Genomic DNA, 14,357 nt, shown 5'->3' on the forward strand with positions numbered 1-14,357 from the left:
CTCCATAAAAACACCTAACCGATCAAATACAATAAGCATATGAGATCGACAAACCTGCTCCACCGATAATGGGTTTTAACATATAACATAGCCTGGAAGTTTAAGTCATAAGGAAAGACTTAGTTAGTCATAAGTTCATGTTTAGCCGGGAACGGGAAAGAAAAAGCGGCAACCCGGAACAGACCGGATTACCGCTTTATATCGCAAGACATTTACTGCTTATTTATCGCACCAACTATTAGTTGTTTTCAGGACGAAGTTTACGAACAACAGCACCTGCACGCCACATTTCGCTTTCACGAAGAGCTTTCAGTTCTTTTTCCAGACCTTCACGATAGTCAGGTTTACTGTTTGTATCGATAGAACGTTGAGCTTCGTTACCGCAAGCTACTTCGCTATACAGTTTCTGGAATACCGGTTTTGTTGCATCGTGGAACGGGCCCATCCAGTCCAAAGCACCACGCTGTGCTGTAGTCGAACAGTTTGCATACATCCAGTCCATACCGTTTTCAGCGAACAACGGCATCAATGACTGAGTCAGTTCTTCTACTGTTTCGTTGAATGCTTCAGAAGGTTCGTGACCATTTTCACGTAATGTTTCATACTGAGCCAGCAACAATCCCTGGATTGCACCCATCAAAGTACCGCGTTCGCCGGTCAAGTCGGAATATACTTCTTTCTTGAAAGTCGTTTCAAACAGATAACCTGAACCAACACCGATACCCAATGCGATCACACGATCCCATGCTTTACCTGTTGCATCCTGGAAGATAGCATAGCTGGAGTTCAAGCCACGGCCTTGCAGGAACATACGACGCAATGAAGTACCCGATCCTTTAGGAGCCACCAGGATTACGTCTACATCAGCAGGAGGAATGATGTTTGTACGTTCTTTGTAAGTAATACCGAATCCATGAGAGAAATACAAAGCCTTTCCCGGAGTCAGATACTTTTTGATACGCGGCCAAACTTCAATCTGGGCAGCGTCTGAAAGCAGATACTGGATGATAGTTGCTTTTTCGCATGCTTCTTCAATATCGAACAGTGTTTCACCGGGCACCCAACCGTCAGCAACGGCTTTTTCCCAAGTCTTACCACCTTTACGTTGTCCTACAATTACGTTAAAACCGTTGTCGCGCAGGTTCAAGCTCTGGCCAGGACCTTGTACGCCGTAACCTATCACAGCGATTGTTTCGTCTTTCAATACTTCTCTTGCCTTTTCCAACGGAAATTCTTCGCGGGTTACTACGTTTTCGTCAACGCCGCCAAAATTCATTACTGCCATTTTCTTTTTACTATTAAAATGTATATAAAAATAATTTGTCTCTATATAACGAGAGGATTTATCCTCTCCGGGTTCCTTTGCCGTCGGTTTTAACCGACGGTTTAGATGTTAAGCTCTTGTTTTGGCTTCAGCCACATTTCTTCAAATTCAACGACTGTATCAGTAAGAAATGGGACTAAAGTCCAACGATTATATATCCATTACCTATCCGTCAGTTAAAACTGACGGCAAATGAACCGGGTTATGTCCATGTAACGGCGGCACGACATATTGCTTTGCCATCGTGACAGATGGACATGTTATACTTTCCGGGGGATACTTCCTGGTTATGGAGCGTCAACTCCATGCCGTATTTACCTTCAGACTGATAAGCGATCTCAAAACGGCCAATCTCTTTTTCACGGAACATACCGATGTCGAATAAATCGAGCAGATGTTCCATATATTTGATACTGTTCAGGTGGCCGTTTACATCCAGGTCGCTGTATTTCACACGGTAAAACTCTCCGGATGCATTGTTTTCCACCGGAGCGATCTTTCCGGGTTTCTCGATCGGACAAGGACGGTCGGTCACATACGCACTCAGTCCCTCCACATCGAGTAAGGTCGGACGACGCGTTTCCACATCGATCGCAGCCCAGATAGAGCGGGCAAAGCCAAAAGTCTTACCTTCGCCGTTTACCAACTCAAAGCAACGGCTGGTGAATAACTTTCCTACTTCATCCACCCAGGTATATAAAGTAACGGATTCGGACATAGCAGGATACGAAGTCATCTCGATAGCCAAACGTGAAAGCACCCATGCTGTATGCCTTTCGGTCATATCGCTATATCCGAATCCACGGTCGGCGGCATGACAGGAAGCTGCATGCAATAAATAATTACCGATCATAGGGATCGTGATGCGTCCCCGGAAGTCCATCAGATAGGACTCTGTTACGAAATGAAATTCTCCTACTTTGTTCTTCTCCATAATTTATACTGTTTATAAATGATACTATCTGCTCTCAGGCATGTTTCTCCTGCAATTTTTTCTCCATCGAAGATAACATGTCGCTCAGACGTTCCACTTTACTCTTTGTTATTGCAACGCGACCGGAGCGGATAAACTGAAGGACACCGATCGTTTCGCTCAGTTCTTTGAATAAAGCCTGAGTTTCATCATAATGACCACTCTTTTCCAACACCACACAATCTTCGTTCATCTCGAGGATACGGGCATTATATTTACGGATCAGATCCTCTACCGTTCCCATCTTGATAAAGAGTTCGGTACTCAGCTTGTAAAGAGCTATCTCCTGATAAACCAGGTCTTCGTCCGTATTATAATAAGCTTTCAGAATATCTACACGCTTATCGATCTGCTTAACGACCTTATCGATCGTATCCTCGTCGGCAAAGGTAGTAATTGTAAACTTATGTATTCCCTTTATAGCCGAAGGAGAAACAGAAAGCGTCTCAATATTCAGTTGCCGACGCGTAAAGATAACGGTTATCTGGTTCAGAAGTCCTACAGTGTTTTCTGAAAAGATAATAACGGTATATAATTTTTTCGTATTCATAATTGTTCCTCCTTACTTAGCTCCTAAAATCATGTTCGTCACGCTTCCTCCGGCCGGAACCATCGGATATACCATACCGCAAGTTTCCACATTGGCGACTAATAGATAAGCCCCGTCGTGATCGAGCATTTCTGCAATCGCATCATCCAGTTCCTCCCGTTTATCTACGGCACGAGAAGCAATGCCAAATGCTTTGGCTATAGCGACAAAGTCAGGATTCTTCATGATCGTATTGGAATAACGTTCGTTGAAGAACAATTCCTGCCACTGGCGCACCATCCCCAGGAAGTTGTTATTAAGAACGATGATCTTTACATTCAGATTTTCCTGCATGATCGTCCCCAGTTCCTGAATAGTCATCTGGATACCACCGTCACCGGTAAAGAAACAAACCGTACGGTCAGGTGCACCCAGCTTGGCGCCGATAGCAGCCGGAAGACCGAAACCCATTGTACCCAAACCACCGGAAGTAACCACACTACGGGTACGTTTATATTTGAAATAGCGAACGCCCATCATCTGGTTCTGACCGACATCGGTCACCAGAACAGCATCGTCATTGGTCGCTTCCGACACTTTACGAACCACTTCTCCCATCTTCAGTTGTCCACTGGCGGGATAAAGCTCTTTTTCAATCACTTTCTCCTGTTCTTCCTTTGCATCAGGTTCAAACTCGGCATTCCATTCCGGACGCTTCCGTTCTTCGAGCAAAGCGGTGATCATCGGAATCGTATGTTTGGCATTCCCTAATACCTTTACATCTACCGGAACATTCTTTCCGATTTCCGAATTATCTATATCGAGATGTATTATTTTTGCTTGTTTAGCATATGTTTTCAAATCACCGGTCACACGGTCGTCGAAACGCATGCCGATAGCGATCAATACATCACATTCATTTGTTTTCCGGTTAGGACCTACATTTCCATGCATTCCCAGCATACCTTTATGCAAAGGAAAATCAGAAGGTAACGCAGACAAACCTAAAACCGTAGAACCGGCGGGAATATCATTTTTCACCAGAAACTCTTTCAATTCATCTTCCGCACCTCCCAGAATAACCCCCTGGCCTACCAGACAGAAAGGCTTCTTAGCCTGATTGATCAAGGCTGCTGCAGCTTCAATGCGTTCCTGCTTAATATCCGGTTCCGGTTGGTAACTACGAACGTAGTCGACTTTCTCATAGTGATAATCCACAAGTCCAACCTGTGCATCTTTAGCCAGATCCAGAACGACTGGTCCCGGACGGCCGGTCGATGCGATATAGAAAGCGCGCGATACGGCCCAGGCTATCTCTTCCGGTTTACGGATCTGATAAGCCCATTTTGTGATAGGCTGTGTAATACCGATCACATCTACTTCCTGGAACGCATCCGTTCCCAGCAACGGAGACGGAACCTGTCCGGCTATTACCACCATAGGCGTACTATCCATCAAAGCATCGGCTATACCGGTGATTGTATTGGTTGCACCCGGTCCCGAGGTAACCAGTGTGACGCCTACTTTACCGGAGACACGCGCATATCCCTGAGCAGCATGTGTAGCACCTTGTTCATGACGAACTAATATATGTTTCAATTTATCCCTGTAATCGTATAAGCTATCGTAAATAGGGATCGCTTGCCCACCCGGATAACCGAAGATAGTATCTACTCCTTCAGCGATCAGCGCTTTCAGCAAAGCTTCCGAACCGGTTATCTTTTGTTCCATATTTGTTGTTTTATTGTCTGATGTAATCTTTTTTTAATCTTCTACTATTCGTACACCGCCCTTGTCGGCCGAAGCAACCATCTTTGCATATGCTTTCAGGGCTTTCGATACCGTACGCTGGCGGAAAGGAGGTGTAAAGGCTTTGGTTCCGCGTGCTTCTTCCGCCTTGCGACGTTCTGCCAGTTCTGCATCACTTACCTTTACATGGATGGTTCTTTCGGGAATATTTATTTCGATCATATCGCCGTCTTTCACTAACCCTATCGCTCCGCCTGCAGCCGCTTCGGGAGAGATATGCCCTATAGACAATCCTGATGTTCCACCGCTGAAGCGTCCGTCTGTGATCAATGCACATTCTTTACCCAGGTGCTTGCTTTTTATATAAGAAGTCGGATACAACATTTCCTGCATACCCGGCCCACCCTTCGGACCTTCATAGGTGATAACGACGACATCGCCGGAGACGACTTTGTCTTTCAGGATACCTTCGCAAGCAGCATCCTGCGAATCAAACACTTTTGCCGGACCTGCAAAACGGAAGATACTTTCATCTACACCTGCCGTTTTAACCACACAACCATCCTGTGCAATATTTCCGTAGAGAACAGCCAGACCGCCATCTTTGACATAGGCATGTTCCACGTCACGGATACAACCGGAAGTGCGGTCTGTATCCAGTTCTTTATAATAACTTTCCTGTGATCCGAGTACCAGATTGAAACGATGTGCCGGAGCACTCTTATAGATATTGATCGCTTCGTCGGTTACATTCACGGAAGTGATGCAATACCGGTCGATCGCCTGTCCCAAAGTCAGGCCATCCACACGTTTCACCGAATCGTCCACCAAGCCAGCTTTTACCAGCTCATTCATGATGCCGATAATACCACCTGCCCGGTTCACATCTTCCACGTGATAAGAACAACTCGGAGCTACTTTACAGATAACCGGAGCTTTGCGGGACAGCATATCTATATCTTTCATGGTGAAGTCGGCTTCCGCCTCATGAGCTATAGCCAATAAGTGAAGAACCGTATTGGTAGATCCTCCCATTGCAATGTCGAGCGACATCGCGTTCAGGAATGCCTGACGGGTTGCAATATTACGAGGTAGAACCGAATCATCCCCATCGCGATAATATTTGAACGCATTATCCACAATCATTTGGGCTGCCTTCTTAAACAGGCGCGTACGGTTAGCATGCGTTGCCACAACTGTTCCGTTACCGGGAAGAGCCAGGCCGATCGCTTCATTCAGACAGTTCATCGAATTGGCGGTGAACATACCGGAACAACATCCGCAAGTCGGACAAGCCGAGCGTTCTACCTTTTCGACCTGCTCATCGCTCACTGAATCGTCGGCAGCTTCGATCATCGCATCGATCAGGTCAAGTGCACGTCCATCCAGGTTACCGGCTTCCATCGGTCCTCCGGAGACAAAGATGGTCGGGATATTCAAACGCATTGCAGCCATCAGCATACCCGGAGTGATCTTGTCGCAGTTACTGATACAAACCATTGCGTCCGCCTTATGCGCATTCACCATATATTCAACACTATCTGCAATGATATCACGTGAAGGAAGAGAATAAAGCATTCCGTCATGCCCCATGGCGATACCGTCGTCTATTGCGATGGTATTGAATTCTGCAGCAAAACAACCGAGCTTTTCAATCTCCGCCTTTACCTGCTGTCCGATCTCATGCAAATGCACATGCCCCGGAACAAACTGAGTAAATGAATTCACAATGGCTATAATCGGTTTACCGAACTGTTCTTCTTTCATGCCGTTGGCACGCCATAAAGCACGGGCTCCCGCCATACGTCTCCCCTCTGTGCTATATGAACTTCTTAACGGATTCTTCATCATATTTGTTTTTATTTTTAAAGGGTGGTTCACGAACCTCCCGTACCATAAAAAAAGCCCTTCTCTGTATGGAGAAAGGCTTAAGAAATATCTTTTACGACTTCACAACTTCTTACACACCTTTCTCCTTACCTACTAATGACTAGAAGGACCACCACGAGAATAATATGTAATACATTGTTCATCATCTTTTCAATTGTCTTTATTTTTGTTTGACGCTGCAAATGTAGAACAATAATTCATATACACAAAGGATTTAAAAGAAAAATCTTACTTTTTCTTTCATTTATCAATAAAAGGAATGATTCATCTTGCATTTTAACAGAGAACCATCCCTGAATCGGTTGAATTCTTACTTTTGAAAGGCTCTCCGCTTCAATTCTTTGAGTAAAGCCTCCGATTTAGGAGAAATTGTTCCATCCTGATAGATCCGGACATTGATCATCGGAAGATTTTTTCGCCTATTGGATTCTCTGACTACCTGTGTCAATTCATCTATCGAAAGTACCGGATCTCCAATGATGGAATCCTTATATATATGTGTCCAGTCACCCGGCTCCAATGTGCCGGAGAAAGTAGCCTGCAAACCATCCTGGGGACCTCCATGAAACAGGCCGTCTCCATCTAACGGAAGATAAGGGTCGTCTATACCGGCACTCTCCGGCGACAACCCCAACTCACCGGCATAATAATCCTGAAAACCCGTCAGTTTCGGCAATATCCAGGAATTAAAACAAATAGCCAAATCCTTATTTCCGCTTTTGGCAGCTTTAGCTATCCGTTCGAAAGAGGCACCATTCGGATAATAACCGATACCGTCATCCATCCACAAACCTGCCAGACGACTTCCATAGCGCTGGCTGACCTCCCCCACTATCTTTTCCACATTTGCGAACAGATCACCGGCATCATTACGCGTATAATGCTGTTTGCCCCACCATTCTTTATCGCCATGTCCCACATGATAATACAAGATCAAACGAATGCCATACTTTCCTAAAGCATCCGACAAGTCAGCTACAAGATCTCTTTTTGTAGTCCGCCCCGGCAATATCGAATCAATAGTTTGTATCGGAGCCGGGAAATAATATTCGGCCCACGAAGTCGTAAAGAAGACCAGCTTTCCACCACACTCATTAACAGTCCGGGCAAAACGTTCCGCATCGAATCTATTTACAGCATCCTCATAAGCCAGCGGTTCACCCGCCTTCGGCATACTCTTCGAATTCCAATGAAAGAAAAAACCATACGGCAGATCAGCCATCCACGATGTATTACTGCGTAATGAGGCCGCCTCTGCCTGTAACTTTTTACAGGTTTCAGGTTTGACTACTTCCAGTGAATAGAGATAAATATTAAAATCAGCCTTTTTCCCCGGCTCACTTATCTTTAAAGACAATTCCGAGGTGCCTTTAGTAAAATGCAAAGGTCGTGGAAAACGACAACGTTGCCATCCGGTGGTCCCTATCCGACAAATGACACTATCCGTTCCATTAGAGAGCGTTACTGCTACGTCTTCTCCATCTTCAAGATTATTGACAGAAACCAACATTGCTGCCAGATAATCTTCACTACCGGTATTCACTTTCCACACAATCGACTGTTCAGGTGCAGTCCAATTTTCTACCCAAAAAGTTTTATAGGGTTCCTCCGGGTAAAGTTGCCGTACGCCATTATTCAATTCCCCCCGAAAAGGTATCAACCGATTGATATCCGCGGGGTTCAGATCTAAAGCCGCCGGATCGACCGGATTGCCGCAAGCCTGTAAACAAACGGCACATAAAAACAATAAATAAACAAACTGCTTTTTCATTTTTGACAGATGGATATAAGAAGGGCCAATCCATAAGATATATCAGACCGGCCCTTCATGTGTTCTACAATGATTATCTATAATCCGGATTCTGAGGAATATTATTATTCAGGATTTCCGTATCAGGTATTAGCCAGGTGTTGTTGTAAGTACCGATAGGCACATTCAATCTGTCACCACGCGCCTTCTGCACCTTGTCAAATGTCTGTGTACGTTTCAGATCATACCAGGCAAAACCCTCTTCAAACAATTCGTGCTTACGTTCCAGTAAAACAGCCTCCCGGAACTGATCTTGCGTAAGTCCGTTCAGATCCGGGACATTCGTAGGATCACTCTGATCTACACGGGCACGTTTACGAATAGCATTGATATATTGATAAGCTCCAGCCGGTCCGTTCACTTCATTTTCAGCTTCAGCAGCTATCAGGTACATTTCTGCCAAACGGATCAATTGCGTTTGCCAGGTTAGAATATTTGTATTTGAAGCCGGAAGCTCTTGTTCCAAATATTCTTCATTAATATACTTATTATAATATGTACGACTGATCACTTTGGTTCCTTTGGCATTTATATATTCCGATTTAATTCCCCACTCTTTACGCATATCCCCTTTGTCAAAACCGGCAATAAATGCATCCGTCGGCAAATACAAGGCAGTCTGGCTACCGATGGGCGAAGAATTATTATGCATGCCGCTGTAACTATCAGGCGCAGAAAACAACTGTGCCCAAATAGTCTCCGCCGTATAACGTTCCGTCTTGAAAACCTTATCGAAGGTAGGCATTAAAGAATACTTACCACTATTAATTACCTCCAATGCTTTTTCCTTTGCCTTTGCAAAATTTTCTTTCTGGTTCATCGGATAACAGGCTGAAGTTAAATAAATACGTGCCATGATTGCTTTCGCGACATATTTATCCACACGTCCCATTTCCGGAGCATCCTCCGGTAACTTCTGTTCCGCATCCAGAATATCATCAAAGATAAATTTATAAATATCTGCCTGTGATGTACGATCTATCGCAACATCCGCATCACTGGACACGACTTTATCCCGCAGAGGAACATCTCCAAAAAACTGGACCAGTGTAAAATAAGACCAGGCACGCAAACATCTTGCTTCACCGATAATACGATTTTTTGTTTCAGCCGAAAAGTCCTTACTTTCTATCTCTTCCAATATCATATTGGTATTTTTAATCGTACTGTAAGGTCCGGCCCAAGCACCTCTGAATGCATAAAAACCATATCCCGGATTGTTTGCCCAAATATCGCCAACCTGTTCTGCCGACTCAGGCTTGTCATTATAATCGGCAAAAACTTCTGCCAGATTCAGGTTCTGATCCTGAGGATATAACCCTTTCAGTGCCCCATCAAAATCTTCCACTGTCTGATAAAAGGCAGAAGGAGAAATAAATGTCTTCGGTTCTTCTTCCAGCCAACTCGAACAGGAAGCAGATAAAATAACCGGTACAGCCAGTAATATATTTTTAATCAGTGTTTTCATTCTTATAATACGTATTAAAATTTAACCTGTAAACCCAAAGTAAATGATTTTGCAGACGGATAAACACCTCTATCCCACCCGTTCACGGCTGAAGAAGTCCAGGATGCTTCCGGATCATAATGCGAGTAACTTGTGATCGTGATCAGGTTTTGTCCGCTCAGATAAACCGATATATTCGGTTTACGTGAACCAGCAAACCATTGAGTAGGTAGTGTATAAGCCAGTTTTATATCTTTAAAACGAAGATATGAACCATTCTCCACCCAAATAGAACTAGGATCGCCAAATGCCAGATAATCTTTCGTTGAAGCAGAAGCTCGTGCATACTTGGCATTCGGATTCTCCGGTGTCCAATGATTTTGCCATACATCTTTACGGATATTCCATGTTCCACCGATATTGGTAATGCTCTTATTAAATTCATTTACTATATCTCCGCCGACACTACCGATCACCAGGAAAGAAAATTCAAAATTATTCCAATTGATCGTATTCGTCAAACCAAAGGTAAATTTAGGTTGCGTATTAGCGATAATAGTCTTATCACCTGTTGTAATACCTGCTTTTCCATCAGTATCTTTATAGCGGTAATCACCGGCTTTCTTGGTCGCTTCGCCATTCGAGCGGGCTTCTTCATCTGTTTGATAAATACCTTCAATCTCATATCCATATAACTGGAACGGTGCTTTTCCAACGAACAAGGGGAACCAGTTTCCTCCTCCGATAGGAGCATCGATTCGCATAATTTTATTTCCATACACATCCGTACCTAAATCTTTCACTACTGATTTGTTTGATGTTATGTTCAAATTAGTCGTCCAGTTAACTTTCCCTCTCATGTTGATCGTGTTGATAGAGATTTCAAAACCTTTATTATCGATACGTCCCAGGTTTCTCAACATAGAAGAATAACCGGAAGAAGGAGGCAATGTAGCGTTATATAACAAATCACGCGTTTGTTTCCAATAATAGTCAAAACCAATATTCAAACGGTTGGAGAAGAATCCGAAATCGACACCAATGTCTGTTTGTGTAGTTGTTTCCCATTTCAAATCATCATTAGCCATAGAAGACAAATTGAAACCGATATCTTTGCCATTGCCAAAGATAGGTCCCGATGTTCCCAAACGGGCAAAAGTCTGATAAGGGCTAATAGACTGATTACCGGTCTGTCCGATGCTTCCACGCAACTTCAGATTGCTCAGCCAGTCGATATCTTTCATAAAATCTTCTTCTGAAACACGCCAGGCTAAAGCAGCAGAGGGGAAAAAGGCGAACTTATGATTCTTACTGAATTTAGACGATCCGTCATAACGTGCCGTTACCGTCAACAAGTATCTTTCCATCAGATTATAATTGGCACGTCCCAGGAAAGAGACCATCCGGTAATCACTAAAGCCCGAGGATGGAGTTCCGGGGGTTGAAGCTACTCCTAAATTATTGGTTTCATACACATCACGTAAAAAGCCTGTACCTGAACCACTCAGACTATTATATTGATAAGTCTGGAAAGTAATACCGCCCATCAGGTTCAGAGCATGGTTCTTGTTGAACTTCTTATCATAAGTCAAAATATTCTCATTAATTATCGTATAATAATTTGACTTCGATTTAGAGGCATCTCCATCCAGTTTTCCACCGGCAGACAAACCTATCGGAATATATCGGTCCGTACTTCCGGCATTTACCTCAGCACCGGCATTTACCCGGAAAGTCAGCCCGTCAATGATATCATAGATAAGTGACATATTTGCCAGCAAACGAGAATTTACAGTTTTATTTTTATATAAATCCGCCATCCCTACCGGATTAGTTCCTCCCCACGGAGTACCGGAGAAAGTCGTGTATTTCCCGTCTGCATCTCTGATCGGTTGTATAGGAGCCATTACCATTGCCGTATAAGCAATCGCCCCCCAACCATCAGCACTACTGTTCGCAGTGTTTTGAGTTCCGTATGAATAAGCAATACTTGCGTTTAATGCCAGATTTTTCGCCAGTTTCTGGTCACCATTGATACGCAAGGCAAAACGGTTATAATCGGAACCTTTGATAATACCTTCCTGGTTCATATAGTTCAGAGAGGAGTACAACTTTGTTTTATCGGTACCGCCTGAAACAGATACCTGATGGCTATGCGTTAATGCCGTCTGATAAGCCAGGTCCTGCCAGTCACTATCAGGTAACGAAGCTGCCTCTTCCGGCGTAATGGCTATACCTTTTCCGTCATTCTGCGAAACCTCGTTCACCATGGATATATAATCATCTTTTCCCAGTAAATTCAGTTTCTTTCTTAACATGGAAATACCCACATAACCGTTATAATCGAGCACAGTCTCTCCTGTACTACCTCTTTTTGTCGTGATCATAACAACCCCGTTGGCACCTCGTGAACCATAAATTGCAGTAGAAGAAGCGTCTTTCAGAACCTCCATCGACAAAATATCTTCCGGGTTGATATCGGAGTTCATGCTCTCTACCGGCATACCGTCAATGACATAAAGCGGTTCATTACCACCTGCCAAAGAGTTGCTACCACGAACACGAATCATCATTGCTTCGCCTGGCTGGCCTGTCCTGGCATTAACCTGTACACCGGCAATCTGTCCCTGCAAAGCACGGTCTGCACTGGTAATACCGACTTGACTCACATCTTTCATCTGTACGGAACCGACCGCTCCTGTCAAATCGCTTTTCTTTACCGTACCGTAACCGATAACCACGACCTCATCCAGTGCTTCGGAATCTTCTCTGAGAGATACATTTACGACATTTACGCTACCAACTTTTACCTCTTGAGTGTTGTAGCCTATATAAGATATCTGTAACACGGCACCAGGGGAAACTTCCAGAGTATATTTTCCGTCCATATCCGTAACGGTCCCGTTCGTCGTTCCTTTTACCACGACATTCGCTCCGATAACAGGCTCTCCGCGTTCATCCTTTACGATACCTGAGATCTTTTTAGTGTCAGATGCAGTTTGCGCTTGTTTTGTTATAATGATATGCCCGTTACTAAAGGCAATCGAACAACCGGTTCCTTCCAACAATTGCTCCATTACCTCTTTCACGTTACTGTTTTTAGGTAATTTTGAAATGGGACGGGAATCATTTACTTCCTGAGTATTATAATCCACAAACAATTTTGTCTGTTGTTCTATCTGTTTGAAGGCCGTCTTCAATGTTACATTATTCCCGGTCAGGCGCACTTGTTGTTGTTGCGCATAGCTAAACAAGCTGTTAGAAAACAAAGCGGTTATAAATAGCAGCTTGGATATACTTTTTCCGCTATTTATAGGTATTAGATTAGTTAATTTCATATATTTGTACATTTGAAAATTGAATATTAATAAAACCTGACGATTTACTCGTCAATCCAATGATGTTCAAGATTCGATTTCGAATTCCGGAAAGAGGGATTTTCGCACTTTCTGTCTTTCCGGTTTTCTTTTGCTCATATCTGTATCCTCCTTTATTTTTAATTTATGAATACTACTCTTCCTTTCACGGTATAACGTATGCCAACCAATTGCCGTAGCACATTCAGCACATCTTCTAAAGTCTCATCCGGAGAGAACTTAACATTGTAATATTCACCCGCATATTTTTGTGAATTATAATGGATCGTCACGTTAAACTTACGTTCCAAAGAAGCCATCAGGCGGTTGAACTGAATATTCTCAAATATCAGGTAACCGTTCCTTTCCATATTATATATGGATGCATCGACAGCATGAACTGTCACTGTATGGGTTGTGTGGGAATAGATTAACTGCTGGTCCGGCTTTAATATAGTAGGTTCGATACCTTCATCGTTTACTGAAACGAGTATGCTCCCTTCTTCCAACGTAGCCATCGAACAGGAATCACTAGGATAGGCTTCAACAGAAAAGACAGTACCCAGCGCCTGCACATCCAGATAAGTCGTTTTTACAATAAAAGGTTGCTCCGGATTTTTCCGGACAGAGAATGCCGCTTCCCCGGTAAGATATACCGTACGTGTCTCGGTATCGGTAAAATCTTTCGGATAAACCAGCAAAGATCCGGCATCGACCCATACTTTCGAACCATCAGGCAGCAGCACCTCTTTACTTTCTCCATAAGGAACAAATATCTGAGCCATTTCTACATGACGGACAGGCTTAAAACGATCGGTCGCCCAATAAGTCGTACCGGCAGTCATCAACACCAGGGCAATGATAGCTGCATATTTAAATACCTGGCGGTACAATGGGGTCATACGCTTGCGGAACGGTTCTGCTATCAAATGTTTCTGCAGAGCATTCCAGTCATTATATGTAGATGCGGTCACTTCAGTTTCAGACTCTTCCCACAAATCCTGTAAAGCGTCCAGCTTTTCCACCCCCTCATCTTCAGCCTTCAACCAACGCCCAAACAAAATACGCCCATACCGTGAAAAGTGTTTCCCAAAGTACAGCCGCATGACTTGTTTTGTCTTGTTGTTTTCTTCCATAAAATATCCGTCTTTATATTGGTGTAGGTTAACAGCAACGACACACACAATCAATAATCGACTTTTTTTGAAAATATTTTGATTCTGTCTTTTTGTAGATATGGTTGACTCTCTATAAGAATCCAAAATGAGAGAACAAAATT

General features: G+C 43.7%; 9 protein-coding genes. All 9 read right to left on the bottom strand.

Annotated elements, in window-relative coordinates; genetic code table 11:
• Positions 1-238: 238 nt before the first annotated feature.
• Entirely contained in the window at positions 239-1,285 is a 1,047-nt protein-coding gene (gene ilvC, locus DWX23_RS20635; RefSeq protein WP_122357104.1) for a ketol-acid reductoisomerase, read from the bottom strand.
• Positions 1,286-1,526: 241 nt separating this feature from the next.
• The gene (locus tag DWX23_RS20640; RefSeq protein ID WP_122375846.1) at positions 1,527-2,258 is read right to left on the bottom strand and encodes an acyl-[acyl-carrier-protein] thioesterase; all 732 of its coding nucleotides are present in this window, start codon (positions 2,256-2,258) and stop codon (positions 1,527-1,529) included.
• A 34-nt stretch (positions 2,259-2,292) separates the two neighbouring features.
• On the bottom strand, positions 2,293-2,847 hold the full coding sequence (ilvN, locus tag DWX23_RS20645; protein ID WP_122357108.1) for an acetolactate synthase small subunit: 555 nt from the start codon (positions 2,845-2,847) through the stop codon (positions 2,293-2,295).
• Between the two features lie 12 nt (positions 2,848-2,859).
• Complete coding sequence (gene ilvB, locus DWX23_RS20650) at positions 2,860-4,557, bottom strand: biosynthetic-type acetolactate synthase large subunit (RefSeq protein ID WP_122357110.1); 1,698 nt, start codon at positions 4,555-4,557, stop codon at positions 2,860-2,862.
• A 33-nt stretch (positions 4,558-4,590) separates the two neighbouring features.
• On the bottom strand, positions 4,591-6,423 hold the full coding sequence (gene ilvD, locus DWX23_RS20655) for a dihydroxy-acid dehydratase (RefSeq protein WP_122375851.1): 1,833 nt from the start codon (positions 6,421-6,423) through the stop codon (positions 4,591-4,593).
• 352 nt (positions 6,424-6,775) lie between these two features.
• The gene (locus tag DWX23_RS20660; protein WP_122375847.1) at positions 6,776-8,236 is read right to left on the bottom strand and encodes an alpha-L-fucosidase; all 1,461 of its coding nucleotides are present in this window, start codon (positions 8,234-8,236) and stop codon (positions 6,776-6,778) included.
• Between the two features lie 73 nt (positions 8,237-8,309).
• The gene (locus DWX23_RS20665; protein WP_233587710.1) at positions 8,310-9,743 is read right to left on the bottom strand and encodes a RagB/SusD family nutrient uptake outer membrane protein; all 1,434 of its coding nucleotides are present in this window, start codon (positions 9,741-9,743) and stop codon (positions 8,310-8,312) included.
• A 14-nt stretch (positions 9,744-9,757) separates the two neighbouring features.
• A complete protein-coding gene (locus tag DWX23_RS20670; protein WP_233587712.1) occupies positions 9,758-13,060 on the bottom strand; it encodes a TonB-dependent receptor in 3,303 nt (1,100 codons plus the stop codon).
• Positions 13,061-13,218: 158 nt separating this feature from the next.
• Positions 13,219-14,214, bottom strand: coding sequence for a FecR family protein (locus DWX23_RS20675; RefSeq protein WP_122375852.1), 996 nt, complete (start codon positions 14,212-14,214; stop codon positions 13,219-13,221).
• Positions 14,215-14,357 lie beyond the last annotated feature (143 nt).

Origin of the sequence: Parabacteroides sp. AF18-52 (assembly GCF_003479145.1) — a bacterium.
In the GTDB taxonomy this organism is placed as follows: domain Bacteria; phylum Bacteroidota; class Bacteroidia; order Bacteroidales; family Tannerellaceae; genus Parabacteroides; species Parabacteroides faecis.

Bases quoted from the DNA above. Each gene is read 5' to 3' on its own strand.
- ilvC (WP_122357104.1), bottom strand. From the start codon at position 1,285: ATGGCAGTAATGAATTTTGGCGGCGTTGACGAAAACGTAGTAACCCGC.
- DWX23_RS20640 (WP_122375846.1), bottom strand. From the start codon at position 2,258: ATGGAGAAGAACAAAGTAGGAGAATTTCATTTCGTAACAGAGTCCTAT.
- ilvN (WP_122357108.1), bottom strand. From the start codon at position 2,847: ATGAATACGAAAAAATTATATACCGTTATTATCTTTTCAGAAAACACT.
- ilvB (WP_122357110.1), bottom strand. From the start codon at position 4,557: ATGGAACAAAAGATAACCGGTTCGGAAGCTTTGCTGAAAGCGCTGATC.
- ilvD (WP_122375851.1), bottom strand. From the start codon at position 6,423: ATGAAGAATCCGTTAAGAAGTTCATATAGCACAGAGGGGAGACGTATG.
- DWX23_RS20660 (WP_122375847.1), bottom strand. From the start codon at position 8,236: ATGAAAAAGCAGTTTGTTTATTTATTGTTTTTATGTGCCGTTTGTTTA.
- DWX23_RS20665 (WP_233587710.1), bottom strand. From the start codon at position 9,743: ATGAAAACACTGATTAAAAATATATTACTGGCTGTACCGGTTATTTTA.
- DWX23_RS20670 (WP_233587712.1), bottom strand. From the start codon at position 13,060: ATGAAATTAACTAATCTAATACCTATAAATAGCGGAAAAAGTATATCC.
- DWX23_RS20675 (WP_122375852.1), bottom strand. From the start codon at position 14,214: ATGGAAGAAAACAACAAGACAAAACAAGTCATGCGGCTGTACTTTGGG.